Annotated in this window: 23 protein-coding genes, 1 tRNA gene and 3 pseudogenes; 16 read left to right on the top strand and 11 right to left on the bottom strand. The window is 74.0% G+C overall.

Annotated features, from left to right (window positions below):
• Positions 1 to 239 (top strand): glutathionylspermidine synthase family protein (locus tag EAO77_RS10745; protein WP_147989069.1); only part of this gene is annotated, 239 nt, incomplete at its 5' end.
• Positions 240 to 300: 61 nt separating this feature from the next.
• Here EAO77_RS10745 and EAO77_RS10740 read toward each other — a convergent pair.
• Together EAO77_RS10740 and EAO77_RS10735 are read right to left on the bottom strand one after the other, a co-directional pair.
• Positions 301 to 1,434, bottom strand: a pseudogene (locus EAO77_RS10740) (glutathionylspermidine synthase family protein); the annotation flags it as partial.
• A gap of 5 nt (positions 1,435 to 1,439) precedes the next feature.
• Entirely contained in the window at positions 1,440 to 1,733 is a 294-nt protein-coding gene (locus EAO77_RS10735; RefSeq protein ID WP_147987778.1) for a hypothetical protein, read from the bottom strand.
• Positions 1,734 to 2,036: 303 nt separating this feature from the next.
• Here EAO77_RS10735 and EAO77_RS10730 point away from each other — a divergent pair.
• Positions 2,037 to 2,535, top strand: a pseudogene (locus EAO77_RS10730) (hypothetical protein); the annotation flags it as partial.
• Positions 2,536 to 2,641: 106 nt separating this feature from the next.
• On the opposite strand, the pseudogene EAO77_RS41275 reads toward EAO77_RS10730, so the two are convergent.
• Positions 2,642 to 3,112: pseudogene (locus EAO77_RS41275) on the bottom strand (hypothetical protein); the annotation flags it as partial.
• Between EAO77_RS41275 and EAO77_RS10720 the strand changes: the two are divergent.
• Positions 3,087 to 3,419, top strand: a complete 333-nt coding sequence (locus tag EAO77_RS10720; RefSeq protein ID WP_147987777.1) for a hypothetical protein — start codon at positions 3,087 to 3,089, stop codon at positions 3,417 to 3,419. The pseudogene EAO77_RS41275 and the gene EAO77_RS10720 overlap by 26 nt on opposite strands.
• Positions 3,419 to 3,949, top strand: coding sequence for a hypothetical protein (locus tag EAO77_RS10715; RefSeq protein WP_147987776.1), 531 nt, complete (start codon positions 3,419 to 3,421; stop codon positions 3,947 to 3,949). The genes EAO77_RS10720 and EAO77_RS10715 overlap by 1 nt, the downstream gene beginning before the upstream one ends.
• Here the strand turns inward: EAO77_RS10715 and EAO77_RS10710 are convergent.
• Positions 3,946 to 4,800, bottom strand: coding sequence for a hypothetical protein (locus EAO77_RS10710; protein WP_147987775.1), 855 nt, complete (start codon positions 4,798 to 4,800; stop codon positions 3,946 to 3,948). The two genes, EAO77_RS10715 and EAO77_RS10710, sit on opposite strands and share 4 nt — an antisense overlap.
• Positions 4,801 to 4,869: 69 nt before the next feature.
• Here EAO77_RS10710 and EAO77_RS10705 point away from each other — a divergent pair, with 69 nt between their 5' ends.
• On the top strand, positions 4,870 to 5,232 hold the full coding sequence (locus tag EAO77_RS10705) for a hypothetical protein (protein WP_147987774.1): 363 nt from the start codon (positions 4,870 to 4,872) through the stop codon (positions 5,230 to 5,232).
• 120 nt (positions 5,233 to 5,352) lie between these two features.
• Complete coding sequence (locus tag EAO77_RS10700) at positions 5,353 to 5,874, top strand: hypothetical protein (RefSeq protein ID WP_147987773.1); 522 nt, start codon at positions 5,353 to 5,355, stop codon at positions 5,872 to 5,874.
• A 19-nt stretch (positions 5,875 to 5,893) separates the two neighbouring features.
• Here the strand turns inward: EAO77_RS10700 and EAO77_RS10695 are convergent, their stop codons facing one another.
• On the bottom strand, positions 5,894 to 7,312 hold the full coding sequence (locus EAO77_RS10695) for a PLP-dependent aminotransferase family protein (protein WP_147987772.1): 1,419 nt from the start codon (positions 7,310 to 7,312) through the stop codon (positions 5,894 to 5,896).
• Between the two features lie 47 nt (positions 7,313 to 7,359).
• On the opposite strand from EAO77_RS10695, the gene EAO77_RS10690 reads away from it, so the two are divergent.
• The 6 genes from EAO77_RS10690 (at position 7,360) to EAO77_RS10665 (ending at position 13,623) form a co-directional block, all read left to right on the top strand.
• Positions 7,360 to 7,878: a carboxymuconolactone decarboxylase family protein gene (locus tag EAO77_RS10690; RefSeq protein WP_147987771.1), complete on the top strand. Its 519-nt coding sequence runs from the start codon at positions 7,360 to 7,362 to the stop codon at positions 7,876 to 7,878.
• A gap of 36 nt (positions 7,879 to 7,914) precedes the next feature.
• Positions 7,915 to 8,700 (top strand): isocitrate lyase/phosphoenolpyruvate mutase family protein, encoded by a 786-nt coding sequence (locus EAO77_RS10685; RefSeq protein ID WP_147987770.1) that lies wholly within the window; start codon positions 7,915 to 7,917, stop codon positions 8,698 to 8,700.
• A gap of 154 nt (positions 8,701 to 8,854) precedes the next feature.
• Entirely contained in the window at positions 8,855 to 9,529 is a 675-nt protein-coding gene (locus tag EAO77_RS10680; RefSeq protein ID WP_261993858.1) for a hypothetical protein, read from the top strand.
• A 305-nt stretch (positions 9,530 to 9,834) separates the two neighbouring features.
• Entirely contained in the window at positions 9,835 to 10,785 is a 951-nt protein-coding gene (locus EAO77_RS10675; protein ID WP_147987769.1) for a helix-turn-helix domain-containing protein, read from the top strand.
• A 71-nt stretch (positions 10,786 to 10,856) separates the two neighbouring features.
• Positions 10,857 to 12,659 carry an ABC transporter permease subunit gene (locus tag EAO77_RS10670; protein ID WP_410088531.1) on the top strand — a complete coding sequence of 601 codons (1,803 nt, stop codon included), beginning with the start codon at positions 10,857 to 10,859 and terminating at the stop codon, positions 12,657 to 12,659.
• Position 12,660: 1 nt separating this feature from the next.
• Positions 12,661 to 13,623 (top strand): ABC transporter substrate-binding protein, encoded by a 963-nt coding sequence (locus EAO77_RS10665; protein WP_147987767.1) that lies wholly within the window; start codon positions 12,661 to 12,663, stop codon positions 13,621 to 13,623.
• A gap of 266 nt (positions 13,624 to 13,889) precedes the next feature.
• On the opposite strand, the gene EAO77_RS10660 is transcribed toward EAO77_RS10665, so the two are convergent.
• From EAO77_RS10660 to EAO77_RS10650, 3 genes are read right to left on the bottom strand one after another with little or no spacing between them, the layout of a single operon-like run.
• Positions 13,890 to 14,981, bottom strand: coding sequence for a glycine betaine/L-proline ABC transporter ATP-binding protein (locus tag EAO77_RS10660; RefSeq protein WP_147987766.1), 1,092 nt, complete (start codon positions 14,979 to 14,981; stop codon positions 13,890 to 13,892).
• Positions 14,978 to 16,501 (bottom strand): GMC family oxidoreductase, encoded by a 1,524-nt coding sequence (locus EAO77_RS10655; protein WP_147987765.1) that lies wholly within the window; start codon positions 16,499 to 16,501, stop codon positions 14,978 to 14,980. The genes EAO77_RS10660 and EAO77_RS10655 overlap by 4 nt, the downstream gene beginning before the upstream one ends.
• 17 nt (positions 16,502 to 16,518) lie before the next feature.
• Positions 16,519 to 18,006, bottom strand: a complete 1,488-nt coding sequence (locus EAO77_RS10650) for an aldehyde dehydrogenase family protein (RefSeq protein ID WP_147987764.1) — start codon at positions 18,004 to 18,006, stop codon at positions 16,519 to 16,521.
• A gap of 226 nt (positions 18,007 to 18,232) precedes the next feature.
• On the opposite strand from EAO77_RS10650, the gene EAO77_RS10645 reads away from it, so the two are divergent.
• From EAO77_RS10645 to EAO77_RS10635, 3 genes are all read left to right on the top strand, one after another.
• Positions 18,233 to 18,306: transfer RNA gene (locus tag EAO77_RS10645), tRNA-Arg, on the top strand.
• A 3-nt stretch (positions 18,307 to 18,309) separates the two neighbouring features.
• Positions 18,310 to 20,676 carry a hypothetical protein gene (locus EAO77_RS10640; RefSeq protein WP_147987763.1) on the top strand — a complete coding sequence of 789 codons (2,367 nt, stop codon included), beginning with the start codon at positions 18,310 to 18,312 and terminating at the stop codon, positions 20,674 to 20,676.
• A complete protein-coding gene (locus tag EAO77_RS10635) occupies positions 20,673 to 21,374 on the top strand; it encodes a DUF6882 domain-containing protein (RefSeq protein WP_147987762.1) in 702 nt (233 codons plus the stop codon). The genes EAO77_RS10640 and EAO77_RS10635 overlap by 4 nt, the downstream gene beginning before the upstream one ends.
• A gap of 99 nt (positions 21,375 to 21,473) precedes the next feature.
• Here the strand turns inward: EAO77_RS10635 and EAO77_RS10630 are convergent, their stop codons facing one another.
• The 3 genes from EAO77_RS10630 to EAO77_RS10620 all read right to left on the bottom strand — a co-directional run bounded on the left by EAO77_RS10630 (position 21,474) and on the right by EAO77_RS10620 (position 24,499).
• Positions 21,474 to 22,463: a malate dehydrogenase gene (locus EAO77_RS10630; protein ID WP_147987761.1), complete on the bottom strand. Its 990-nt coding sequence runs from the start codon at positions 22,461 to 22,463 to the stop codon at positions 21,474 to 21,476.
• Between the two features lie 413 nt (positions 22,464 to 22,876).
• The gene (locus EAO77_RS10625; protein ID WP_261993857.1) at positions 22,877 to 23,611 is read right to left on the bottom strand and encodes a DUF3017 domain-containing protein; all 735 of its coding nucleotides are present in this window, start codon (positions 23,609 to 23,611) and stop codon (positions 22,877 to 22,879) included.
• 18 nt (positions 23,612 to 23,629) lie between these two features.
• Entirely contained in the window at positions 23,630 to 24,499 is an 870-nt protein-coding gene (locus tag EAO77_RS10620) for a bifunctional methylenetetrahydrofolate dehydrogenase/methenyltetrahydrofolate cyclohydrolase (protein ID WP_147987760.1), read from the bottom strand.
• A gap of 271 nt (positions 24,500 to 24,770) precedes the next feature.
• Here EAO77_RS10620 and EAO77_RS10615 point away from each other — a divergent pair, with 271 nt between their 5' ends.
• Positions 24,771 to 25,298, top strand: a complete 528-nt coding sequence (locus EAO77_RS10615) for a hypothetical protein (protein ID WP_147987759.1) — start codon at positions 24,771 to 24,773, stop codon at positions 25,296 to 25,298.
• Positions 25,299 to 25,655 lie beyond the last annotated feature (357 nt).

The raw sequence follows: 25,655 nt of genomic DNA, 5'->3' as shown, positions 1-25,655 counted from the left end.
AGCCGCTGCTCGGCCGCGAGGGCGCCGGCGTCACCGTCCACGAGGCGGGCAGCGCGTTCGTCCCCCGCGACGAGGCCTGCTGCCACCAGGAGCTGGCGCCGCTGCCGTCGTTCGACGGCAACCGCACGGTGCTGGGCGCCTGGGTGGTCGACGGGGAGGCGGCCGGTCTCGGCATCCGCGAGTCGGCGGGGCTGATCACGGACGGGTACGCCCGCTTCCTCCCGCACGTGATCCTCTGAGCGGATGCCCGCACGGGCCCCCACGTCCTGGTCCGAGGCCGGCCCCACGCCCCCGGGCSAGCCCCGCCGACTCGCGGATGCCGAGACCGGCCGCCTCCCCGTCGACCACCCAGGCGCCCAGCACCGTGCGGTTGCCGTCGAACGACGGCAGCGGCGCCAGCTCCTGGTGGCAGCAGGCCTCGTCGCGGGGGACGAACGCGCTGCCCGCCTCGTGGACGGTGACGCCGGCGCCCTCGCGGCCGAGCAGCGGCTTGGACACCCAGCCGGGGCCGGCGGCCAGGTCACGGGGCCCGTCGAGGTACGCGGGGAGCAGGTTCGGGTGCCCCGGGTACAGCTCCCACAGGATCGCCAGCAGCGCCTTGTTGGACAGCAGCATCTTCCACGCTGGCTCGATCCAGCAGGTGGTCCCGGTGCCGCCGCCGTGGTCCAGGGTGTCGAGGACGTGCGGGCCGAAGTCGTCGGTGACCAGCCACTCCCACGGATAGAGCTTGAAGCAGCTGCGGATGAAGCGCAGCCGGTCGTCGACGAAGCGGCCCGAGATGGTGTCCCAGCCGATGCCCTCGACCGAGAGCGCCTCCGTCTCGATGCCCGCCTGCTCGGCGGTCTCGCGCAGGTACGCGACGGTCATCAGGTCCTCGCCGCACTCGTCGCCGTCGGTGTGCACGAAGTGCACGGGTCCGGGCGGCAGCAGCGGGGCCTGGCGGCGCCAGGCCGCGACGAGGCGCTCGTGCAGGGAGTTCCACTGGTCGGCGCCGGGGAAGCGTTCCTCCATCCAGAACCACTGAGGGCTCGCGGCCTCGACGAGCGAGGTCGGGGTGTCGGCGTTGTACTCCAGCAGCCTGGCGGGGCCGGTGCCGTCGTAGTGGAGGTCGAACCGGCCGTAGAGCGACGGCATTTCGTCGCGCCTGCGCCAGGACTCGGCGACGTGGGCGACCACCCGCGGGTCGGTGATGCCCAGCTCGCCGAAACGGTTCTTCTCGACGATGTGGGCGGCCGCCGCCAGCGACATGGCGTGCAGCTCCTCCACGACCTCCTCCAGGGCCTCGACCTCGGGGAGGGTGAACTCGTAGTAGGCGCTCTCGTCCCAGTAGGGGCGCAGGGAGCCGTCCGGGTGCCGGGTCAGCGGGTAGATGCAGCCCTGCGCCTCGACGGTCTCCTGCCAGCCCCGGCGCGGCTCGGTGGTGCGGCGCTGCACGGCGGTCAGCCCCCGCCCGAACCGGACTTGCCGAAGCCGCCGCGTGTGACGGCGGACTTGTCGAAGCTGCCGCCCGATACCTTGCCGTCGCTGACCGTGCCGCCGTAGTAGTACTTGCCGCCACCGCCCGAGCCGCCGCTGCCGCTGCCGCTCCTGCACCGCGAGTCCGGCAGCAGCTCGCGCGACACGGGATCGGCGCACCGCTTGTCCGGCTCCGACCCGCACGCCGCGAGCGAGGCGGCGAGCAGCCCCACACCTCCGAGCAGCACCGTGCCCGACCTCAGTCTCCGTCGTCCCATCGTCCTGTCCCCCGTCGTGCCCGTCCGGCCGCTGCCGGTGCGTCCGCGTCTGCTGATGTCCACGCCCCGGACGGCAGCCGCGGTTCCGCTTCGTCCCGGCCTTCGCGTCGCAACCGCTCCCGGCCGTTGTCCGGTCCGCCGCCCATCGTGCCCCGCCGGGTGCCGCACGGGCACTGCCCGGGTCCGGCAGACTCCGCCGCCCTCCCGGTGCCCGCGCCCGGCAGCGCCCGGCGCGCGAGGCGGGCGCGCGGATCCCCGGGCCGGGGCCCCCGAAACCTAGAGTCACGTCTCGTGCTCCTCGGGATGATCTGCGCCCTCGCGTCCGCGGTCTGCTACGGCACGGCCTCCGTCCTGCAGGCCATGGCGGCCCGCAGCACCTCGCCCGGGACCGGGTCCGGGGTCGACGCGGCGCTGCTGCTGCGTGCCGTGCGGCAGTGGCGCTACGTGCTGGGGCTCGGGCTCGACGGGGCCGGGTTCCTGCTCCAGGTCGTGGCCCTGCGGGCCCTCCCCCTACGCCGTCGGCGCCGCGCTCGCCGCGAGTCTCGCCGTGACGGCGGTCGTCGCGGCGCGGCTCATGCGGATCCGGCTGAAGCGGGCCGAGTGGGCGGCGGTCGCCGCGGTCTGCCTCGGTCTGGCGCTGCTGGGCCTCGCCTCCGGCCCGGAGGGCGACCGGGAGGGCTCGGACACGCTGCGCTGGTCGATGCTCGGCGCGGCGGCCGGCGTCCTCGTCGTGGGCGCGCTCGCGGGGCGGCTGCCGGACAAGCCGCGCGCCCTGGTGCTGGGCCTGGGGTCGGGCATCGGCGGGCAGCGAGGTCGCCGGGCAGCGCGGCCGCCGCCTCCCTCAGAATCGCCTCGTTGGCCGGCCCGCATTGATGAATCACGTTGGCGCGCTTCAGCAGCCACGGCAGGTTCGCCTGCACCAGGTTGTTGATCTGCACCGAGCCCTGAGCTCCGCCGGTCACGTAGACGGTCGGCAGCGCACGACGGAACCCGTGCAGGCTCAACGCCTCGACCGCCTTCTCAGCCGTTCCGGCCGGCGCCTCGGCACGCACCGGATTTCCGGTGACGACGGCCGCCGCGCCCACGTTGTCCGGAAGGAGCCCGAGGGTGGACTGCGCCGACACAGCGATGCGCGTGGCAGCGCGGGCCAAGACCCGGTTGGCCAGGCCGAGGCGGACCGTCTGCTCATGGACCACCAGGGGGACCCGCGCCACCGGCCAGGCCGGCGCACTGCCCGAACTCAGCAGCCTCTCCCGCTGGAAACGCCGCCTGTTCCAGCCCCTCAACCGCCCCAGCCGGCCCCCGTGGCCGTACTCACCCGGCCGCGGCCGCTGAGAAGGGATCCCGCCCGCCGTGGCCGTCGTGCTCCCGAACGCCATGCTCACCGTGTACGTCCTCGCCCACCCCTGGGCGCGCGACGCCAACGGCGTACCCGTCCCCCCGCCCTCCGACCAGAAGCCAGCCCCGCGCGGAACGTGGCCCGGCTCCGTCCTCGAACAGCCCGACGGCACATGGACAGTCCGGCTCGACCCGCGAGCGTGGCCGGTGAAGGACGGCGACACCATCTCCGACACCGCTGGCCGGACATGGACACTCACGTCCACCCGGCAGCACGCCGTCCCCGGTTGCCCCGATGTCGACTACATCCAGGCGGCGGCCACCCTCAACCCGCCCGAGGTCCCCTGATGGCCAAGTTCACGCCCGCACGCGGCCTCGAGGAGCAGCTCGCCCGCATGCTCGCCCCCGCCGTCCACCGCATCGCCCGCCAGGTCGAGATTGAGGCCAAGCGCCTCGCCCCACCTACCAAGCGCTGGGTCACCGTCGGCGACAACCGCGTCCGCCCCACCCACGTCGCAGCCAACGGCCAGGAGATCCCCGACAACCTCCGCTTCAAGATCACGTCCATGCGCTGGAACGTCGAACACCGCGGCGTTGGCCCCCACACCTACATGCTCAAGCCGCTCGACCAGTCCTCCCGGGCCGTGGCAAACCTCAAGAACTGCCGCTGCTCCGCCCACAAGGACCCGGACGGCATCGCCCGGCACATAAACACCGGGCAGCCCATCGTCGCTGGGAAGAAGGTAATGGTCACCGTCTCCGTCAAGGCCCCGCTCGTCGTCGAAGCCGAAGTCGGCACCGTCTACCCGGGCAACCTCCGAGCCGAGGGCACCTGGTTCATGTCCCGCGCGGCCGCGACTGTTGCTGCCCGTCCTTAGACCCCGACGTTGTTCAGGGCGGGCAGCTCCTTGCAGATGGCGAGCAGCGCAATGATCACCTCATGTGCGGCCTCCGCGTCATCGCGAAGATGGTCGATTGCATTCTCGAGGACGGCAGATTCGACAGCCTCCCCCTGCGAGTGTCGACCGAGGTGCCTGAGTGAAGGACCGTGGTCGCCCATGAGGCGCCTGCTTCTAGCGCCATCGAGCGTTCGCACGGCGCTCCTGAGCGCAACATGGCTCCCGCGGGGCATCCAGTTGGCTTCAACGTCCAGCAGTCGAGGGCGCACCTCCATGTCGAGCCGATGCCACGATTCGCTGATCATCGTCAGCCACGGGTGGATGGGCCTGTGGTGCGTGAAGGTTGTCCGAATGAGTTCGCGCCGTCGCTCAAAGGCTGCGCAGACGTCTCCAGAACGAGTAGGAGATGGATCACGGACCCACGTCTCCACTGCCTGACGGTACTTCGCATTGGCTGTACGTAGACGAATGAGGTCTGATTCGGCGTGGTGGAGGTCATACCGCACGAACCCGCTGCGGTGCCTGCCTTCGAAATCGATGGCTGCGTTCCGTCCACTCTTCACGGCCGCCCGGTAGTTCGCCGCATCGGCCTGCAGCCCTCCAAGATGCGAGAGCACCACCAGCGCGAAGGGCACGCCGATGAGTAGTCCCGTAAAGCTCGAGAGCAGGTTCGTCAGGAAGCCGCGGTCGTTCCACCAGCCGTGTTCGTCGCCGTAGATACCGAGACCGGCCATGGCGATCCCCGCAGGAAGGCAGCAGTAGACGAGCCACTTGATCGGTTTGGGAATGTGAACCCACCACGTCACTAGGGACAGCAGACGCCGCCTCACATGCCCACCTCTCACGTCGCTGCCGTGCTGGAGCGACATTAGCGGCCGCCGCGTGCACAGTGCGGGGCTATGGCTACGAACCCCACCACCAAGAAGCCCGCCGCTGCGGCGGACGAGTCCACCGAGACCATCACCGCGCCGGCCGCCCCGGCCCTTCCCGTGCCTGTGCCGGCCGTCGTCGGTCCCGCGCCCAGGCCGGGCGTCGTACCGGTCCGGGTACGGCTCTCCCACCACCTCGGCATCGACGGCACCGACTACAAGCCCGGGGCCGAGATCCTCGTCTCTCCTGACTACGCCCGGCGCTGGCACGCTTCGGCGAGCCGCCCGCGCATCCGGAGAACGCCGGCGCGCTGGACTCCCCGCCGGCGGCTTCGGCGGGGTGAGGGAGCGCGCCGCACGGGGCGCGGACGCCGCGGAGGCCCCGGGAGGTGACGGGCCCACGTCGCGCTTCACCCCGCCTCCGGGGAGCGACGCGCCGACGGCGCCGCGGCGACCGGCCCCGGCACGGCCGTGCCGCTGCGTGTCGCACACGCGTGCTGGGACAATCCCCCTGTGGTGGACAACAGTTGGTGGATCGGACTGATAACCGGCGGGACGGCCGTCGTCGCGAGCTGGGTCACCGGGCGGAGCCTCACCCGGTCGGCCCGGGTGGAGGCCGAGGTGACGGCGCGCGCGGCGGAGACGGCCGAGGCGCGGACCCGGCGGCGGGACGCCTACCGGGAGCTGAGCGCCGCGGTGCACGGGCTCTCCGAGGTCTTCTGGCGCATGGAGGAGGCGGACGCCGCTCCGGAGGGCGCGCGGCGGGCGGCGGTCCTCGGGGAGATGCAGATCGCGTCGCGTGCCGCGCTCAACGAGGTGACCCGGGCCAGCCGCGAGGTCGCCCTGGAGGGGCCGGCCGAGGCCGCCGCGGCCGCGCGGACGCTGCGGCGCCGGGCGCTCACGGCGCATCAGCGGCTCGTCGCCCTGGGGACGGGCGAGGGGGACCGGGAGGCGTACGACCGGGCCTACCGGGTGTTCCGCGAGGAGCACTCGGGCTTCCTGGACCTGGCCCGCGCGGCCCTGGAGGTCGGCTGAGGCGGCAGCACCGCGGCCGTCACGCCGTCGCGCGCAGCACGTTGCACAGGGTGTCGAGAGTCCCGCTCCACCGGCTGTCCGAGGGGGTGCCGTAGCCGACGACCAGGCCCTCCGGGCCGCCCGGGGGCGCGTCCGGGTGGCGGAAGCGGGTGAGGCCCTGGACCTGGAGACCGTGCCAGGCCGCCGCGCGCAGGGCCAGGGCCTCGCCGCCCGGCGGGAGTTCGAGCACGGCGTGCAGCCCGGCGGCGATCCCGCTCACCCGGACGTGGGGCGCGCTGCGGCGCACGCGTTCGACCAGGTCGTCGCGGCGGCGCCGGTAGCGCAGCCGCATGGCCCGGACATGGCGGTCGTACGCGCCCGACGTGAGGAACTCCGCCAGCGTCAGCTGGTCCGTGACGCCGGTCAGACGCTGCTCGCCGCCGCTCGCGTCGAGCACCTCGCCGACGACGGGCTCCGGCAGCACCATCCAGGCGAGCCGCAGCCCGGGGGCCAGGGACTTGCTGGCGGTGCCGAAGTAGACGACCCGCTCGGGGTCGAGCCCCTGGAGCGCGCCCACCGGCTGCCGGTCGTAGCGGAACTCGCCGTCGTAGTCGTCCTCCAGCACCAGACCGCCCGTCCTGCGGGCCCAGTCGACGGCCGCGGCACGGCCGGTGGGCGAGAGCGGGACACCGAGCGGGAACTGGTGCGCCGGGGTCATCAGCACCGCCCCCGTCCCGCGCAGGGACGCCAGCGGCTCGGTACGGGTGCCCCCGGCGTCGAACGGCAGCGGGGACAGGGCGAGTCCGGCGCCGGTCAGCAGGTCCCAGTGGATGTCCAGCCCGTACGACTCGACAGCCACCTGCCGCACCCTGCGGCGGGCCAGCGCCTTGCCCATGAGGGCGAGTCCGTGCGCGAATCCCGAGCAGATCAGGATGCGTTCGGGCGTCGCGTGGACGCCGCGGGCGCGGGCCAGGTAGTCGCCGAGCGCGGTGCGCAGTTCGACGCGGCCGCGCGGGTCGCCGTAGCCGTACGCGTCGTCGGGAACGGTGGCGAGAGCCCGGCGGGCCGCCTTGAGCCAGGCCGTGCGGGGGAACGAGGCGACGTCGGGGCACCCCGCCATCAGGCTGTGCGCGGGCCGGTCGCCCACCGGGCGGCTGCGCGTCGGCGCGGGCGGCGGGGTCACGGGCCGCGCGGCGGGGCGCGGGGCGACCCGGGTGCCGGAGCCCTGCCGGGCGGTGAGCCAGCCCTCGGCGACGAGCTCGGCGTAGGCGTCCGCGACGGTGTTGCGGGCGATGCCGAGGTCGGCGGCGAGCGAACGGGAGGACGGGAGCCGGGTGCCGGGGGCGAGCCGGCCGCTGCGGACGGCTTCCCGCAGGGCGCCGATCAGGCCGGCGCGCAGACGCGGTCCGCTCAGGTCCAGGTGCAGGTCGGCACCGAAAGTGGCCCGGGAATCGGTCATGGGAATGGACCATACTCCTGCGCCACACCGCCCGTACGGTCGGACGCATGACGACGACACCGACGACACCGGCGACACCCGACGGCCACCACGCCCCCGAGCACCCGCCCCGGCTGAGCGTCTCCGGCCTGCTACCCCACGTCTACAAGGCGGCTGCGCGGCTGGACGCGGAGGCCCGGAAGGGGCTCGACCCGAAGCTGGTCGAGCTGGTCAAGATCCGCGCCTCCCAGATCAACCACTGCGCGTTCTGCCTCGACATGCACAGCAAGGACGCGCTGGCGGCCGGCGAGTCGGTGGAGCGCATCGTGCAGCTGTCCGCCTGGGAGGAGTCGCGGCACTTCTACACGGAGAAGGAGATCGCGGCGCTCGAACTGACGGAGGCGGTGACCGTGCTCACCGACGGTTTCGTCCCCGACGAGGTGTACGAGCGGGCGGCGAAGCAGTTCGAGGAGACGGAGCTGGCCCAGCTGATCGCGTCGATCGCCATGATCAACGTCTGGAACCGCTTCGGCGTCGCCGGACGGCTGACGCCCGGCCACTACACGCCGGGCTCCCTGACGCACTGAACACCGATCAGTCCGTCTACGAGAGGCGCCCACGACATGCCGGACACCCGGGCGGAGGTCTTCCGCGCCCTGCACCACGGCCGGAGGCCGGACCATCCCCTCGTGCTCCCGGGGCCGTGGGACGCGGCGGCCGCCCGGGCGTTCGCGGACGCCGGTTTCCCCGCTCTCGCGACGCCGAGCGCGGGGGTCGCGGCGTCGCTCGGGTACGCCGACGGTTCCGTGCCCGCACCGGAGATGTTCGCGGCCGTGGCCCGGATCGTGCGGGCGGCCGGCGTGCCGGTCAGCGCGGATCTGGAGGGCGGCTACGGGCTGCCGCCGAGGGAACTGGTCGCGAGGATCGCGGAGACGGGCGCGGTCGGCTGCAACCTGGAGGACGGCGACGGCGCGACCGGCACCCTCGAGGACCCCCGGCGGCACGCGGACTGGCTGGCCGAGGTGTGCGCGGAGGCGGGCGGCGCGCTGTTCGTGAACGCCCGCGTGGACACGTATCTGCGCGGGATCACGGACCCGGACGAGGCGGTCGCCAGGATCGTGCTCTACGAGGCCGCCGGCGTGGACGGGGTGTACCCGATCATGGCGCCGCCGGAGCATCTGCCGGTGCTGGCCGCGGCGACGGCGCTGCCGGTCAACGTCCACGCCGCCGCGACCGCTCCACCCGTCGCCGAACTGGGCCGCCTCGGCGCCCGGCGCATCACCTTCGGCCCGGGCCTCCAGCGGCGGGCGCAGAAAGCGGTCGAGGAGATGGCCCGCGACCTGCTGCTCGCCGCGGTCGAACCGGCCCGCACCACGCGGGCGGTGGAGGAGGCGCGCGGGGCCGCGTGACCGGCGGCCGTGCGGGCCGGACTGCGGGGAGCACCGGCGGGCGAACGGGGCCGAGGCGGCACGGGGGCGACCCGGCCCGCGGGGCGGCACACCCGGAGATATATCTTGATGATCGAGATAACCTTCGGTCCCCTCGATCCAGGAGCCCCTCCCGGTGTCACTGCTGTTCGCGGTCCTCGCGGCCGGTCAACTCGCCCTGGCCGCGGCCATGGTGCGGTACGTGCGGGCGGCCCCCGGGCGCCTCACCCTCATACCCGCCCTGACCTGCGCCGCCCTGGTCTGGGACAACGCCGTGATCGCCCTCGGCGGCACCATCGGCGCCGGAGGGTTCCTCGAAGCGGTCAACACGCCCCGCTTCGTGCTCCACGCCCTGCTGACGCCCTTCCTCGTCGTCTGGTCGCTGGCCGCGGCGGAGCACGCGGGTGTGCGCGCCGCCGCCCGCCCGCCGCTGCGCATCGCCACCGGCGTACTCACCCTGCTGCTGATCGCCGCGGGCACCGCCCACGACATCCTCGGGCTGTCCCTGCGGCCGGAGCACTGGCACGGAGCGCTGCGCTACGTGAACGACGCCGCGTCCCCCGTCGGCCCGCTGCCCGCCGTCGTCACCGGCCTGGTGGTCCTCGGCGCCGGGATCGTCGTGTGGCGGCGTACGGGCTTCTCCCTGCTCGCCGCCACCGCGGCGGTCATGGTCGTGGTCTCCGGGGCCGCCGCGGGGATCCCCGTGCTCGGCAACGCGGGCGAGGTCGTCCTCGGCGCGGGGCTGCTGCTCACCGTCCGCCGCTTCCTCCCGGGCCGGGCCGCCCCGGCGGCGGAGGCCGCTGCCGCCTGACCCCCGCACCGGGACATCGCCGCAGGTCGCACCGGGTCGCGGGAACCCACGACCCGGTGTCCCGCGACCCGCTCCCGCACGACGCAAAAAGCTTTCAAGAACCGGGAGAAAGAACCTTCCCCACCCCACCGGAACCGCCGAGGGAACTCGTCACTCTCCCGGGTGACTTGGGCCGATCGGACTGGATTTCGGGCGGGTCCGCGGGCATATGCTCGCCGCGACAACTCCAGACATGCGTCGGCCCCCGGCCGGGACTGCGAATCCCGATCGAGGGCCTGACCACCGAGGAAGTACGAGGCTTCCCGATGGATACCCCGCAGATTAGCGCGCCCTCGCGCGCCCCGTCCCGCGTTCCCGGGCGCGTCACCGCTTTCGGTGTCGTCCACGTCCACGCGATCCACACCGAGCGCTTCACGATCGTCGGCAACCACCTCGCCCAGCACGGCGAGTTGTCGCTCACCGCGATCGGGCTCGCCGTGCACATCCAGTCGCTGCCCGACGGGGCGAAGGTCGGCATCAAGGCGCTCACCGACCGCTTCCCGGAGAGCGAGGCACGGATCGCCTCCGCCCTGCGCGAGCTGGAGGAACACGCCTACCTGCGGCGCTTCGTGGAGCGCCTGCCCGGCGGCAGGGTCGTCACCCGCACCATCTCGTACGCCCGGCCGGAGACGGTGCGCGCGTCACGGCCGGAGCCCGCGCGGCCCATGGAGCCCGCCCGGCCCGCCGCCCCCGTCGGGCCCGTGCCCGCGTCCGTCCCCGTACCGGTGACTGTCGAGCCCGCGTCCGTCCCCGTACCGGTGACCGTCGAGCCCGCGTCCGTCCCCGTACCGGTGACCGTCGAGCCCGTGCCCGCTCCGCCACCGGAGCCCGAGGCACCTCCGGCCGCGCCCCCTCCCCCGGACCCGGCCCCGCTGCCGGAGCCCGTCGCGCACGACCCGGACCGCCATCGCGTCGCCTCCGGCCTGCTCGCCGGGCTGCGACGTGACGACGCCCGCCTGCTGCTCTCCGAGCACGAGGTGCGCCGCCTGGCACCCGCCGTCTCCGCCTGGCTGGAACGGGAAGCCGGCCCCGACGCCGTCCGCCTCGCCCTCACCACCGGCCTGCCCGCCACCCTCAGACGGCCCGTGGGGCTCCTCGCCCACCGGCTCACCACCCTCCTGCCCCACCATCTCGTACGCCCGGCCGGAGACGGTGCGCGCGTCACGGCCGGAGCCCGCGCGCCCGGCGCTCGCCCGCCCGGCACCGCACGCGGCTGATCGCCGCCGGGACCGCCGTGCTCCTCCTCCTCGGCGCCGTCCTCGCCGGCGGCGGCACCTGGCCCGGCCGGATGGCCGTCGACCTCTCCGGCCCGCTCGGCGACGCCAGCGACTGGATCATCGACAACCGCGACAGCCACCCCCTCTTCCTCTACGTCCTCGGCCACGTCAGCAACGCCGTCGTGCTCTCGGTGCGCGCGGTCTACCTGGTGCTGCTCGCCGCCGGCTGGGCCGGGGTCACCGCAGCCGCCGGCGTGATCGCCTGGCGGGTCGCCGGTGTCCGCCTCGCGCTCGGCTCCGTCGCCGCGTTCGCCGCCTGCGGCCTCCTCGGCATGTGGGTCCCCACCATGCAGACGCTGGCCCTGATGGTCGTCGCCGTGGCCGCGTCCGTGCTGCTCGGCGGCCTCCTCGGCCTCGCCGCGGGCCTCTCGGACCGCATGCACCGCGTGCTGCGACCCGTCCTCGACACCATGCAGGTGCTGCCCGCCTTCGCGTACCTGCTGCCGGTCGTCCTCGTCTTCGGCATCGGCGTGCCCGCCGCCGTCCTCGCCACCGTCGTCTACGCGGCACCGCCCATGGCCCGCCTGACCGCGCTCGGTCTGCGCGACGCGGACGCCGGGGTGATGGAGGCCGCGGCCTCGCTCGGCGCGACGGCCCGGCAGCGGCTGCTCACCGCGCGGCTGCCGCTCGCCCGCAGGGAACTGCTGCTCGGCCTCAACCAGTCGATCATGATGGCGCTCTCCATGGCCGTCATCGCCTCCGTGATCGGCGCCGGGGGACTCGGCGACCGCGTCTACCAGGCGCTCGCCTCCGTCGACGTCGGTGCCGCGCTCGCCGCCGGCGTCCCGATCGTGCTGCTCGCCGTCGTCCTCGACCGCGTCACCGCGGCCGCCGGCGCCCGCCTCGGCACCGCCCCCGCCCGCGGTGCCCGCCTGGGCTGGGCGGTCGCCGCAGCCGTGACCCTCGCCGCCGCCCTGGCCGGACGGTTCACCGGCCGGCTCGGCTGGCCCGACGCCTGGACCCTGGACATCGCCGAGCCGGTCAACCGGGCCGTCGACTGGATGACCGCCCACCTCTACACCGGCGTCCCCGTCGTCGGCGGCACCGCCGACTGGGCCGCCCACTTCACCACCTGGGTGCTCGACCCGGTGCGCTCCGGGCTGACCTGGCTGCCCTGGTGGGCCGTGCTGCTCCTGGTCGGCGCACTCGCCCTGCTCATCGGCACCTGGCGCACCGCCGCGACCGCCGTCCTCGCGATGGCCGCGATCGGGGTCCTCGGCGTGTGGGAGCCCGCGCTCGACACGCTGTCGCAGGTGCTGGCCGCCGTCGCCGTCACCCTCGTCATCGGCTTCGCCGTCGGGATCGCCGCCGCCCGCGGCGCACGGCTGAACCGGGCCCTGCGCCCGGTGCTGGACGTGTTCCAGACGATGCCGCAGTTCGTGTACCTGATCCCGGTGGTCGCGCTGTTCGGCGTCGGCCGCGCCCCGGCGGTCGCCGCCGCCGTGGTGTACGCGCTGCCCGCCGTCGTCCGCATCACCGCGCAGGGCGTCGCCGCCGTGGACCCGGCCGCCGTGGAGTCCGCCCGCTCGATGGGCGCGACCGGCCGCCAGCAGCTCCTCCAGGTGCAACTGCCCCTCGCCAGGCCCGCGCTGCTGCTCGCCGTGAACCAGGGCGTCGTCCTCGTCCTCGCCGTGGTCGTCATCGGCGGCCTCGTGGGCGGCGGTGCGCTCGGCTACGACGTCGTCTTCGGCCTCGCGCAGGGCGACCTGGCGACCGGGCTGGTCGCGGGCGCGGCGATCGTCTGCCTCGGGCTGATGCTCGACCGCGTCACCCAGCCCACACAGCGCCGCGCATCTGCCGGAAAGGGGGCCTGACATGGCTCGCCCGCGTTTCGCCGTCCTCGCCGCGGCCCTCGGTCTCACCGTGCTCACCGGCTGCGGCGCGGCCGACATGACCAAGCAGGCGTCCCCGTACGCCGCCGCCCGGGGCGCCCGTACGGTCACCCTGTCCGTGCAGTCCTGGGTGGGCGCGCAGGCCAATGTCGCCGTCGCCCGGTACCTCCTGGAGAAGGAGCTCGGCTACCGCGTCGACACCGTCCAGATCGACGAGGTCCCCGCCTGGGACGCGCTCAGCCAGGGCCGGGTCGACGCCATCCTGGAGGACTGGGGCCACCCGGAACAGGAACAGCGCTACATCGAGGACAAGGGCACCATCACCCGCGGCGGCGACCTCGGGGTGACCGGCCACATCGGCTGGTTCGTGCCGACGTACTTCGCCGAGCAGCACCCCGACGTCACCGACTGGAAGAACCTCGACCGGTACGCCGACCGGCTCCGCACCGCGGAGAGCGGCGGCAAGGGACAGCTGCTGGACGGCTCCCCGTCCTACGTCACCAACGACAAGGCGCTGGTGAAGAACCTGGATCTGGACTACCAGGTCGTCTTCGCCGGCTCCGAGGCGGCGCAGATCACCCAGATCCAGCAGTTCGCCAAGGCGGAGAAGCCGTTCCTGACCTACTGGTACAAGCCCCAGTGGCTCTTCGAGAAGGTCCCCATGACGGAGGTGAAGCTCCCCGAGTACACCGAGGGCTGCGACGCCGACCCGGACGAGGTCGCCTGCGCCTACCCGCACACCCCGCTCCAGAAGTTCCTCAACACCCGCTTCGCGGACGAGGGCGGCGACGCGGCCGCCTTCCTGAAGAGGTTCCGCTGGACGGAGAAGGAACAGAACGAGGTCTCCCTGATGATCGCGGAGCAGAAGCTCGCTCCCGAGGAGGCCGCGAGGAAGTGGGTCGACGCGCACGAGCGGACGTGGCGGGAGTGGCTGCCGAAGCGGTGACCCGACCGCCTTCCCGTGTACCCGTACGCCGGGTGAGCGTACGGGTACACGGAGTGGGACTTTCCGGACGGCGCACGGGATCACGGCCCGGTTGCGGTGCGCCACGGGGAGGCGGCCCGGGATGGCCGACGGCGAACACGGCGGGGACGGCGGCCGGGGTCCCGGGTGCGTCCGCGGCGGGCGTGGTGGCGGTGGCGGTGGCGGTCATCGGCTCCACCGCCCGGTGGCGGGGGTGCCCGGCGGCGGCCAGGTGGTGTGGGAGTGCATCAGGCCACCGCCTTCCGAACCGGGGACGGGACACCGGCGACCACGCCCAGCAGCCCCGCGTGGTCGACGACGCCCAGGCAGCGGCCACCCTCGACGACACGGGCGGACTCGCCGGTGCGGGCGACGGCCTCGATGGCCTCGTGGACGGTGGCGTCCGGGGCGAGCGCGGGGCCGGCCTCCGTCTCGGCGGCGGACGCGGGGCGCATCGCGGTGCGCACGGTCATGACCTGCTCGCGCGGCACGTCACGGACGAAGTCGCGGACGTAGTCGTCGGCGGGCGAGCCGACGATCTCCTCGGGGGTGCCGAGCTGCACGATCCGGCCGTCGCGCATCAGCGCGATCCGGTCGCCGAGGCGCAGCGCCTCGGTCAGGTCGTGGGTGATGAAGACCATGGTGCGGCCCTCCTCGCGGTGGAGGCGGACGACCTCTTCCTGCATGTCCCGCCGGATCAGCGGGTCGAGCGCGCTGAACGGCTCGTCGAAGAGGAGCACCTCGGGGTCGACGGCGAGCGCGCGGGCGAGGCCGACGCGCTGCTGCTGACCGCCCGAGAGCTGACCGGGGCGGCGGTGCTCCATGCCCGCGAGGCCGACCTTCTCCACGAAGGCGGCGGCCCGCGCGCGGCGTTCGGCGCGTCCGACGCCCTGGATCTCCAGGCCGTAGGCGATGTTGTCGAGGACGGAGCGGTGCGGCAGCAGGCCGAAGTGCTGGAAGACCATCGCGGCCCGGTGGCGGCGCAGTGCGCGCAGTCGGCCCGCGTCCATGGAGAGCACGTCCTCGCCGTCGATGGCGATCGAGCCCGCGGTGGGTTCGATCAGCCGGGTCAGGCAGCGCACCAGCGTGGACTTGCCGGAGCCGGACAGGCCCATGACGACGAAGACCTCGCCCTTGCGGACGTCGAAGGAGACGTCGCGCACGGCGGCGGTGCAGCCGGTGCGCTCGCGCAGCGCGGCGGCGTCGAGCCCGGCGAGCCCGGGGTCGGCGGGGACCCGCTCGGCCTTCGGACCGAAGACCTTCCACAGGTCGCGCACGGCGAAGACGGACGGCGCCGTCCCGGGTGCGTCGGGTGAAGCGGGTGCGGTCGCGGTGCTCATCGGCTGCCTCCCAGCAGGTCGGCGCACTTCTCGCCGACCATGAGGACGCCGATCATCGGGTTCACGGCGGTCATGGTCGGGAAGACGGACGCGTCGGCGATCCGGATGTTCGCAAGGCCCCTGACCCTCAGGTCGGGCGCGACGACGGCGAGTTCGTCGTCCGCCGCGCCCATCCGGCAGGTGCCGGCGGGGTGGTAGACGGTGTGCGCGACCTGGCGCGCGTACGCGCTCAGCTCCTCGTCGGAGGTGATCTCCGGGCCCGGGCAGACCTCGCGCTTCAGCCAGCCGGCCAGCGGCTCGGTGGCGGCGATCTCGCGGGCGATGCGGATGCCGTCGACGAGGGTCCGGCCGTCGTAGTCGTCCTCGTCGGTGAAGTACCGGAAGTCGAGGGCGGGCTTGACCTCGGGGTCGGCGCTGGTGAGGTACAGCCGGCCGCGGCTGCGGGGCTTGGGGATGTTCGGCGTCATCGACACGCCGTGCGCGGGCCGTTCGTAGCCGATCCGCTCGGGATGGTCGGTGAACGGGATCTGGTAGAAGTGGAACATCAGGTCCGGCCCGGCGCTCGCGGGGTCCCGGCGGACGAAGAGGCCCGCGTCGGAGTCCATCGCGGAGTTCTCCGGGATGGGGCCGTGGGTCTCCCAGACGATGACCGACTCGGGGTGGTCGAGGAGGTTCTCGCCGACGCCCGGCAGGTCGTGGACGACCGGGATGCCGAGCTTCTCCAGGTCGGCGCGGGGCCCGATGCCGGAGTGCAGGAGCAGCCGCGGGGTGTCCACCGCGCCCGCGCACACCAGCACTTCGCGCCGCGCCCGCACGACGTGCTCCTCGCCGTCGGCGGTGCGGATGTGCACGCCGGTGGCCCGGGTGCCCTCCAGCTCCAGCCGGAACGCCCAGGTCTCCAGGGCGATGTGGAGGTTGGGCCGGTCCAGGAACGGGTGCAGATAGGCGACCGAGGCGGAGGAGCGCTTGTTGTCCTGCGGGTGGTACGCCAGGTCGAAGAATCCGACGCCCTCGTGGAAGGGCTGCCGGTTGAAGCCCTCGACGCGCGGCACCGACAGCGCCGTCCGGGCGGCGTCGACGAAGTCGCGGGCGATGGCGTTCCGGTCGGCCTCGTCGACGGGGACGATGTTGTTGCGCAGCCGGGCGAAGTACGGGTCCATGGACGCGGCGTCCCAGCCCTCGGCGCCCGCCTCGGCCCACTCGTCCCAGTCGGACGGCAGGGGCTTGAAGGCGATCAGGGTGTTGTGGGACGAGCAGCCGCCGAGCACCCGGGCGCGGCTGTGGCGGATGTGGGAGTTGCCGCGCGGCTGCTCGGTCGTCGGGTAGTCGTAGTCCAGTTCGCCGCCGAGCAGGCCCATCCAGCGGCGCAGGGTGAGCACGTCGTCGCGGCCGACGTCGCTGGGGCCGCCCTCGATGACGGCGACGGTGACGTCGGGGTCCTCGGTCAGCCGGGAGGCGATCACCGACCCGGCGGTGCCGCCGCCGACGACGACGTAGTCGTACACAGGGTTCTCGTTCATGGGGTCCCGTCCCGCGCTCAGCCCGCGAACCAGCGCACGGGGCGCGGGGCGAGGTTCTCGTAGATGTGCTTGGCCTCGCGGTACTCGGCGAGGCCCGTGGGCCCGAGTTCGCGGCCGGTGCCGGACTTGCCGAAGCCGCCCCACTCCGCCTGCGGCAGGTAGGGGTGGAAGTCGTTGATCCAGACCGTGCCGTGGCGCAGCCGGGCGGCGACGCGCCGGGCGCGGGCGGTGTCGGCGCTCCACACACCGCCGGCCAGGCCGTATTCGGTGTCGTTGGCGAGGGCGACGGCCTCGTCCTCGTCGGTGAAGGTCTCCACGGTGAGGACCGGGCCGAAGACCTCCTCGCGGATCACGCGCATGTCGCGGTGGCAGTGGTCGAGCACGGTGGGCCGGTAGAAGAAGCCGGGGCCCTCGGGCTTCTCGCCGCCGGCCCGCAGCACGGCCCCCTCCTTCAGGGCGGAGGCGACGAAGTCCTCGGTCCTGGCGAGCTGGGCGGCCGAGACGAGCGGGCCGCACTCGACGCCCTCGTCCGTGCCGCGGCCGAGGCGGATCCGCTCGGCGCGGCGGGCGAGTTCGGTGACGAAGCGGTCCCGTACGGACTCCTCGACGATCAGCCGGGAGCCGGCGGAGCAGACCTGGCCGCTGTGGATGAAGGCCGCGTTGAGCGCCTGGTCGACGGCGGTGTCGAAGCCCTCGTCGGTGGCGCAGGCGTCGGCGAAGACGACGTTCGGGTTCTTGCCGCCGAGTTCGAGGGCGACCTTCTTGACGCTGTCGGCCGCCGCCCTGGCGACCTTGGTGCCGCTGACCAGGCCGCCGGTGAAGGAGACCAGGTCGACGTCGGGGTGCTCGGCGAGCCGGGCGCCGACGGTGGCGCCGGGGCCGGTGACGATGTTGGCGGCGCCGAGCGGGAGGCCGGCCTCCATGAGCAGCTCGACGAGCACGACCGTGGTCAGCGGCGTGATCTCGCTGGGCTTGATCACGAAGGTGTTGCCCGCGGCGAGGGCGGGCGCGATCTTCCAGCTGGCCTGGAGCAGCGGGTAGTTCCACGGCGTGATCAGCGCGCAGACGCCGACCGGCTCGTGCACGACGACGCTGTGGATCTCGTCCGAGCCCGCGTCGACGACCCGCCCGCCGCTCTCCGCCGCCACGAGGTCGGCGAAGTAGCGGAAGGCGTCGCGCACGCAGTCGACGTCGACACGGCCCTCCTCCAGGGTCTTGCCCGCGTCCCGGCTCTCCAGGGCGCCGATCCGTTCCCGGTCGCGCTCCAGCAGGCCGGCGACCCTGCGCAGCAGCGCCGCGCGGTCGGCGGCCGGCGTACGCGGCCAGGACCCGTCGTCGAAGGCCGCGCGAGCGGCGGCGACGGCGTCGTCGGTGTCCGCGACGTCGCCCTCCGACACGACCGCGAAGGCGGTCGCGTCCACGGGGTCGATGATCTCGCGGGTGGCGCCGGAGACGGCTGCGCGCCACTCTCCGCCCACATGGATGGTCTGCTGTGCTGACGACACGTCGCGTTGTGGCCTTTCGTTCCCGTTTGCTTCCCCCTGCCGGGCGTCCCGGCGATCGGGCCCCCTGCCCCCGGGCCGGGGATCCATGCGCAACGCCTCACGGATAGTGGGCCGCTTCACACCGGGCGTGAGACGGACATCACGGCCACGGGACGGCAGGAGGCGGGCCGGGAGCGGCGAAAAGCCGTTGTCGGGGCGGACGGGCGGCGTCTACCGTCCGTGTCGACGACGTGTAGCTCAGTCAGCCAGAGCGCCGGGCTCCGGACCCGGAGGGCGCGGGGGCAGAACCCGCCACGTCGGCTTATGAACGAGAACGCTGAGCAGCAGCTTCCGACCGCAGCGCCCTCCTACGCCCGTGCCGAGCTGGCGCGCGCCTTCACCACTGCGCTCACCCACGAGGACCGGGTGACCCGCGACCGGGCCGTGGCGAGGGTCGCCCGCTGGCGCGCCGTCCTTTCGGGCATGGCGAACGGGCAGCTGCGCATCGGGTCCCGCACCCCCGTCGCCGGGCTCCCCGCCTGGATCACGCCCGAGGTCGTCCGCGGCGGTTTCGCGACCGGGCAGCCCGCCGCCGGCGGCCCGCTGCTCCCCCACGAGGCGGCCGCCGCCGAGCGGGCCGGTGTCCCCGGGGACCGCCGGGCGCTCTTCGCCCACTTCCTGACCGAGCCCGGCCTCACCGAGCTGTGGGACCTGCTGGACAGCGGCCGCTACGCGGTGGCGCTCCCGGAGGAGGCGGCACTGCTCACGGTGGCGTGGCTGGTCCGGGCCGGGGAGACGGACGCCGCGCTGGCCCTCGTCGGTGAGCTGGAGCCGTTCGCCGACCGCGTGCGTCTCCTGCCGCGTCCTTCGGACACGCCCGCCCCCGATGCCCACGCGGTGCACCGCGCCACCGCGGACGACGCCGGCTGGACGCTGTCGCTGCGCGGCCCGAACAGCAGGGTCGAGACGCAGCGCGAGTCGCTGGCGGTCTGGGCGCCCTTCGCCGACGACCTGCTCGCCCACTGGCTGGAGGTACGGGAGCCCGACGGCACGCCCCGGCCGGCGACGGGCCGGCCGGGGGCGCCCGCCGCCGCGTACGACGGCGCGTACGACGCCGACTGGCTCGCGCGCGGGCAGGCACTGCTGCGCCGCTACCGCCGTCTGGCCGAGGAGCACACCCTGTGCGCCAAGCACCGCCGGCCCCGGGAGAACGCGGCGATCCTGCGCACCGCGCTGGAGGAGGTCGTCGCGGGCCGCCCGCCGGCGGCCCGGCTGGAAGGGCTGCTGCGGCACGCGGTGGCGTCCATGGTCGGCAAGCGGGGCGTGCCCGGGTCGGCGCCCCACGCCGCGCTGCGCCACGAGCAGGCGCGGCTGGCCGCGCTGCCCGCCCACCACCGGCTCGCCCAGCTCGTGGTCGTCCGGCTGTCCGGGCTGCCCCAGGACACCGGCGTCGCCGACACCGCGCCGCTGCTCGTCCCGGTGACGGCACGGGAGGCGGAGGCCACCGGCCTGCCCGCGGGTGCCGAGATCCCGCCGTCGGTCCGCGCCGCCGTGGAGTCCGCGCTCAGTGCCCCCCTCGCCGCGCTGGTGGCCCGGGGCGTGGTGCCGTCCGCCGAGGTGCTGGCGGAGCTGGTGCCGCAGCTGGTGGCCGCGACCACCGCCGACGCCTACCGGGACCCGGCGCTGCGCATCCTCATGGCGGCCGCCCACCGGTCGTTCCGCAACCGCCGTTCCCTGCTGCTGCTCCACCTGGAGCGGCAGGTCCGCGTCGAGGAGCTGCCCTGGGTGCGCGCCGTGGCCTCCCACCGCAGCGGCGACGAGGCCGTGGCGGAGGCCGCCCGCGCCGCCCTGCGCGAGCTGGGCACCCTCGCGGTGCAGGCGTTTCCCGCGACGCTGCTGCCCAACCCGCTGGTGCGCGAGATGTCCGTGCTCGGCCGCCAGGCCGACATCGGCGTGCCGTTCACGGAGGAGCTGGCGGCGGACATCTTCATGGGCGAGTTCGGCCCGAAGTTCCTCGTCGCGGCGCGCGTCGCGGCCGAGCTGCTGCGCGGCACGCTGTACGAGCGGTACTACGGCATCGACTACGCGGCCGTGCGCAATCTGGCGATCACCGAGGCGGGCCAGGCGGCGGGCCGTTCGTACCCGGCGCGCACCTCGCCCGGCTTCGGGCGGCTGTGCGCCGAGCGGGCGGGCGGCGGGCGCGGGTCCGTCGCCGCGAACGGCACGGTGATCGAGCAGGCGCAGATCCTGACGACGCACAATCTGGCGACCCTCGTCGGCCGGGTCGGCATCACCCCCGAGCCGGGCTTCGCCGACCTGGCCGTCCGCTGCTTCGACGCCGTGTGCCGGCTGACCGCGCGGGTGCACGGCCGGGCCCGTCCGCTCGCCACGATCAAGGACGCGGCGTACGCGTGGCGGCAGATGGTCTTCCACCTGTCGCTGTGCACCGACGCCGAGCGGGCGGCGGTGCTGGACGGCCTGGCCCGGCAGACGGACCGGTACCCGGCGCACGTCGCCGCCCGGCTGGCGCCGGCCCTGGCCGGCCTGCGGCTGACCGCCGCCGGGGGCGCGTTCGGGCGCGACGGCACCGCGGACGGCGGCCGGGCGCGGCGCCTGGTCGGCTGGACGACGGGCCGGCACTGGATGGGCGACGAGCCGCCCGCCGCGCACCGCATAGGGTCGCGGGCATGACCACGACATTCAGCGAGCCGTTCCTGCGGCTCACCGAACGCCATGCCGCCTGGGGCGCCGAACAGCTCGAGACCTTCAACGAGTTCCTCCCCACGGGCGAGTGGAGCGCCGACCTCGGGCAGTGCCTGTACCGCCAGTCGGGACGGGAGCTGCGGATCTCGCTGCTCGGCACGTTCGAGGTCAACGAGTGCTCGTGGCTGTGGGCGTGGGCCAACCCCGGCTTCGCCTCCTCGCCCGTCGCCGCGGCGGCCGAACGGGTCCGCGCCTACGGACAGGCCCACGGGCTGCCGGAGTTCACCGGGGAGCTGGTCCGGCTCGACGGTCACCCGGACCCGCGGACCGCTGCCGAGACGCTGGCCTTCACGGCGATGGGCGTCCTGGGCGCGGCCGGCTACATCGGCGTCCAGGCGAGCCCGGACGCACGCGCCTACATGGTCCCGGACGACCCGCAGGTGCCGCGGGCCGAGCCGGACGCGATCACGCTGCCCCGGGTGCTGCTCACCGGGGTGTCCCTGCTCGGCGGTTCGGGGCGCGCCGCGGTCGAGGGGTACGTCGCCCACCACGACCTGCCGCGCCGCGCGGCGGCGGACCGACTGAGCGCGGGCCTGCCCGACGGCGGCACGGTGGACGTCGTCTTCGACGAGCACGACCGCATCGCCTACGTCCACGTCAACACGGGCGCGCCCGCGGCGTCCTGAGCGGCGCGCCGCCCCAGGACGCCCCGGCGGACGACATGCCACCGCCCCCGCCGGCCGGAGCCGACGGGGGCGGTGTGCGAGGTGCGAGGTGCGGGCGGATCAGATGAGGCCGAGCTCGCGGACGGCCGCGCGCTCCTCCTCCAGCTCCTTCACGGACGCGTCGATGCGCGCACGGGAGAACTCGTTGATGTCCAGGCCCTGGACGATCTCGTAGCGGCCGTCCTTGGTGGTGACGGGGAACGAGGAGATCAGGCCCTCCGGGACGCCGTAGGAGCCGTCCGACGGGATGCCCATGGAGGTCCAGTCGCCCTCGGCGGTGCCGTTGACCCAGGTGTGGACGTGGTCGATGGCGGCGTTCGCGGCCGAGGCGGCCGAGGAGGCGCCGCGCGCCTCGATGATCGCCGCACCGCGCTTGGCGACGGTCGGGATGAAGTCGTCCGCCAGCCACTTCTCGTCGCTGACGACCTCGGCGGCGTTCTTGCCGGCGATCGTGGCGTGGAAGATGTCCGGGTACTGGGTGGCCGAGTGGTTGCCCCAGATCGTCAGGCGCCGGATGTCGGAGACGGCGGCGCCGGTCTTCGAGGCCAGCTGGGAGATCGCGCGGTTGTGGTCGAGGCGGGTCATCGCGGTGAAGCGCTCGGCCGGTACGTCCGGAGCGGCGGCCTGGGCGATGAGGGCGTTGGTGTTCGCCGGGTTGCCCACGACGAGGACCTTGATGTCGTCCGCGGCGTTGTCGTTGATGGCCTTGCCCTGCGGCTTGAAGATGCCGCCGTTGGCCGAGAGCAGGTCACCGCGCTCCATGCCCTTGGTGCGGGGGCGGGCACCGACGAGGAGGGCCACGTTGGCGCCGTCGAAGGCGACGTTCGGGTCGTCGGTGATGTCGATGCCCTTGAGCAGCGGGAAGGCGCAGTCGTCGAGCTCCATGGCGGTGCCCTCGGCGGCCTTGAGGCCCTGCGGGATCTCGAGGAGGCGCAGCTTGACCGGCACATCCGCGCCGAGCAGGTGTCCGGAGGCGATACGGAAGAGCAGCGCGTAGCCGATCTGGCCGGCCGCGCCGGTCACGGTGACGTTGACGGGGGTGCGGGTCATGACGATCTCCGTTAGACAGCTGGCGGTGGGGGCAGCGCTCCCCATGCGGGTCGGCTCGTCCACGCCCACCTGAATCTTGACGTGAAGAGACTTCCAGCGGTCAGGCTATCGGACCCGGCCCCCTGCCCGTCCATGCCCCCTCGCGGCGCGGCTCGTTCCCGGCATCTCCGCGCGCCCCCGCGCGCCCCCTTCCGCGCGCCGTCGCGCGGCAGGTCGCCGCATCCGTGGCACGACGATCACACAGTGGCGGAATGGTCACCTCCGTGCCACAGCGAACAGCCGCCCCTTGAACGGTTTTGGCACGTCCATGACTCTTGAACACACGACGGCGCCCGTCCTCCCTCGGGGGAGAGGACGGGCGCCGTCCCCGTCTTCCGCGGACGCCCGCCGGGCCGGCCCGGCGGGCGTCCGCGTCAGCGAACCGTGAAATGGACCGCTTCCTCGATGATCGGGATGTCCAGCCAGGGCTCCGGCTGCGCGACCAGCGCCAGCAGCACGATCGCCGTGCCGAGCAGGCCGTAGGTGACCATGTCGGTGAACCGCGACCGGACCGCGAGCATGCCGACGGACGGCATGACACGGCGCAGCACGGCCCCGGTGAGCAGCGCGGCCCCGATCAGGATCGTCCCGATCCGGAAGGCGTCGGCGAACGCGTCGGTCCCGACGATCAGCAGACCCGCCGCCGTCATCCCGAGCACCGTGAGCAGCGGCCACTGACGGGCCGGCGCGGGGGCGTCGCCCGGTGCGGCCCGCCCGCCGCCCTCGGGGCGGGCGGTGTCGAGGGTGACGGCGGGAGGGCGCCGGGAGTGCGGCCGACCGGACTCCTGGCCCGCGTCCCCGGGCGCGTCGGGGCCCTCGGCGGCCGGCGCCCCGGCGGCCGGGCCGTCGGGTCCGGCGTCCGGCGCCCCGGCGGCCGTGCTGCCCGCCGCGGTGCCGCCGTCCGCCTCCGGGCCGCCGCCCGGGGTGCCCGGCGCCGTGCCGCCGTCCGCCTCCGGGCCGCCCGGCACGGCCGTTCCCGTGCCGTTCGACGCGTCCGGCACGGGTCCCGCCGGCGTGGCCGCCCCCGGCGCGGGTGCGGCGCCCGCGGCTCCGCCGTCCCCGGGCGCCTCGGCGCCGGGGCCGGATACGTCGTTCGTGCGCACGCCCATGGCGTCAGCCCTTCCCCGTCAGCCCTCGGACGGGGCCGCGGCCGCGCGCTCGGCGGCCTCGACCACGTTGACCAGCAGCTGCGCCCTCGTCATCGGGCCCACCCCGCCGGGGTTCGGGGCGACCCAGCCGGCCACCTCGGCGACGCCCGGGTGCACGTCCCCGACGATCTTGCCGTGCTCGTCGCGGCTGACGCCCACGTCCAGGACGGCCGCGCCCGGCTTCACGTCCTCGGGCTTGATCAGGTGCGGGACTCCGGCGGCCGCGACGATGATGTCCGCCTGCCGCAGGTGCGCCGACAGGTCGCGCGTACCGGTGTGGCACTGCGTCACGGTGGCGTTCTCCGACTTGCGGGTCAGCACCAGCGGCATCGGGCGGCCGATCGTGATGCCCCGTCCGACGACGACCACGTTGGCGCCCTTGATCGCGACGTCGTGGTGGCGCAGCAGCTGGACGATGCCGTACGGGGTGCAGGGCAGCGGGCCCTCGATGCCGAGCACCAGCCGGCCGAGGCTCATCGGGTGCAGTCCGTCGGCGTCCTTGGCCGGATCCATCAGCTCCAGGACACGGTTTGCGTCGATGCCCTTGGGAAGCGGGAGTTGGACGATGTAGCCGGTGCACTCGGGGTTGTCGTTGAGCTCGCGCACCACGGCCTCGATCTCCTCCTGCGAGGCGGTCGCGGGCAGTTCGCGCTGGATGGAGGCGATGCCGACCTGCGCACAGTCACGGTGCTTGCCGTTGACGTACCAGCGGCTCCCCGGGTCGTCCCCGACCAGCAGGGTCCCGAGCCCCGGGGTGACACCCCGCTCCTTGAGGGCCGCCACGCGGGCGGTCAGATCGGACTTGATCGCGGCTGCGGTGGCCTTGCCATCGAGAATCTGGGCAGTCATGACCCCATCCTCCCGGATGGACCCTCCCCGGTTCCAATCCGCACCGCTCCGGTCTCGCGGTTCGGTCTCGCGTTCCGGTCCCGCGGTCAGGGCGAACAACAGGTTGCACTTGCACAACACCTGTGAGTATCGGCTGGACAAGCAGTCGGCCAAGACATGACGATGAACCGCGCAGTGCCGCGGGCAGTGCCGGGGGGCCGGACATCGAAGATCGTGCAGTACCTCCGCTCGGGCCGCGTCGTCCCCGCACTTCCAACGGAGGAACACCGCCATGAGCTTCGGCGACCCCAACAACCCGTACGCCCAGCAGCAGGGCCAGCAGCCCGGCTACGGCTACCCCCAGGCCCCGCCGGTCCAGCCCTACGGCGGCGGTTACCCGACCGGCCCGGTGGAGATGCCCGGCAGCGTCAAGGCCGCCCGGATATTCCTGTACGTGATCGTGGTCTGCCAGGTCATCGTGGCCGGCATCTACGCCTACAGCATCTCCGAGTTCGACAAGACCACCGAGGAGCTCAGCGGCACCGACGCCGAGGTCTTCGCCGACCTCGGCAAGGGTGTGCTCGGCTTCCTGCTCGGCCTCTCCCTGGTCTTCGCCGCCCTCGGCCTCGCGCTGGCCCTGAAGTACGCGAGCGGCGGCAACGGCGTCCGCGTCTGCGCCATCGTCTACGGCTCGTTCGCCATCGTCAGCGGCATCTTCACCATCCCGGTGGGCCTGGTCACGCTGATCGTCGCGATCCTGCTGATCGTGTTCGCGGCGAAGCGCGACAGCGCCGACTGGTTCAAGCGCCCGCGTCACTGACGCCCGCGACGCGGCCTCTGCCGGAGGGCGCGTCGCACCGCACACCTGCGCCGAAGGCCGTGGCCCCCGCCCCCAGGGCGAAGGACCACGGCCTTCGGCGTGTCCGTGCACCGGAGGTGGGGCCGGAGGCGTTCCCGTCGAAGTCGAGGCAGCCCTCCACCGAGCGGCCGGTGGTGTCGCCCAGTCGACCCGCCACGCGTACCGGATGCGGTCGGGGCTCTCGTCCGGCATCCCCTTGGTCGGCAGCGAGCGGGCCTCGCCGGAACCGCCGGATCCGCCCGACACCGACGCCGGGGAGCAACGCCCCGGACGGCGCCTCGCACCCACGAGGTCGACGCCCCGGCACGGACACCGGTG

The sequence above is a fragment of the Streptomyces sp. T39 genome (assembly GCF_008042045.1).
Lineage (GTDB): Bacteria > Actinomycetota > Actinomycetes > Streptomycetales > Streptomycetaceae > Streptomyces.
Note: the sequence above shows the minus strand (reverse complement) of the source record. Positions and strands in the feature narration are given on the sequence as shown.

What these genes read in the sequence shown, in the direction of transcription:
- EAO77_RS10735 (WP_147987778.1), bottom strand. Translation starts at nt 1,733, where the DNA reads ATGGGACGACGGAGACTGAGGTCGGGCACGGTGCTGCTCGGAGGTGTG.
- EAO77_RS10715 (WP_147987776.1), top strand. Translation starts at nt 3,419, where the DNA reads ATGGCCAAGTTCACGCCCGCACGCGGCCTCGAGGAGCAGCTCGCCCGC.
- EAO77_RS10705 (WP_147987774.1), top strand. Translation starts at nt 4,870, where the DNA reads ATGGCTACGAACCCCACCACCAAGAAGCCCGCCGCTGCGGCGGACGAG.
- EAO77_RS10695 (WP_147987772.1), bottom strand. Translation starts at nt 7,312, where the DNA reads ATGACCGATTCCCGGGCCACTTTCGGTGCCGACCTGCACCTGGACCTG.
- EAO77_RS10690 (WP_147987771.1), top strand. Translation starts at nt 7,360, where the DNA reads ATGACGACGACACCGACGACACCGGCGACACCCGACGGCCACCACGCC.
- EAO77_RS10685 (WP_147987770.1), top strand. Translation starts at nt 7,915, where the DNA reads ATGCCGGACACCCGGGCGGAGGTCTTCCGCGCCCTGCACCACGGCCGG.
- EAO77_RS10675 (WP_147987769.1), top strand. Translation starts at nt 9,835, where the DNA reads ATGGATACCCCGCAGATTAGCGCGCCCTCGCGCGCCCCGTCCCGCGTT.
- EAO77_RS10670 (WP_410088531.1), top strand. Translation starts at nt 10,857, where the DNA reads ATGGCCGTCGACCTCTCCGGCCCGCTCGGCGACGCCAGCGACTGGATC.
- EAO77_RS10665 (WP_147987767.1), top strand. Translation starts at nt 12,661, where the DNA reads ATGGCTCGCCCGCGTTTCGCCGTCCTCGCCGCGGCCCTCGGTCTCACC.
- EAO77_RS10660 (WP_147987766.1), bottom strand. Translation starts at nt 14,981, where the DNA reads ATGAGCACCGCGACCGCACCCGCTTCACCCGACGCACCCGGGACGGCG.
- EAO77_RS10655 (WP_147987765.1), bottom strand. Translation starts at nt 16,501, where the DNA reads ATGAACGAGAACCCTGTGTACGACTACGTCGTCGTCGGCGGCGGCACC.
- EAO77_RS10640 (WP_147987763.1), top strand. Translation starts at nt 18,310, where the DNA reads ATGAACGAGAACGCTGAGCAGCAGCTTCCGACCGCAGCGCCCTCCTAC.
- EAO77_RS10635 (WP_147987762.1), top strand. Translation starts at nt 20,673, where the DNA reads ATGACCACGACATTCAGCGAGCCGTTCCTGCGGCTCACCGAACGCCAT.
- EAO77_RS10630 (WP_147987761.1), bottom strand. Translation starts at nt 22,463, where the DNA reads ATGACCCGCACCCCCGTCAACGTCACCGTGACCGGCGCGGCCGGCCAG.
- EAO77_RS10625 (WP_261993857.1), bottom strand. Translation starts at nt 23,611, where the DNA reads ATGGGCGTGCGCACGAACGACGTATCCGGCCCCGGCGCCGAGGCGCCC.
- EAO77_RS10620 (WP_147987760.1), bottom strand. Translation starts at nt 24,499, where the DNA reads ATGACTGCCCAGATTCTCGATGGCAAGGCCACCGCAGCCGCGATCAAG.
- EAO77_RS10615 (WP_147987759.1), top strand. Translation starts at nt 24,771, where the DNA reads ATGAGCTTCGGCGACCCCAACAACCCGTACGCCCAGCAGCAGGGCCAG.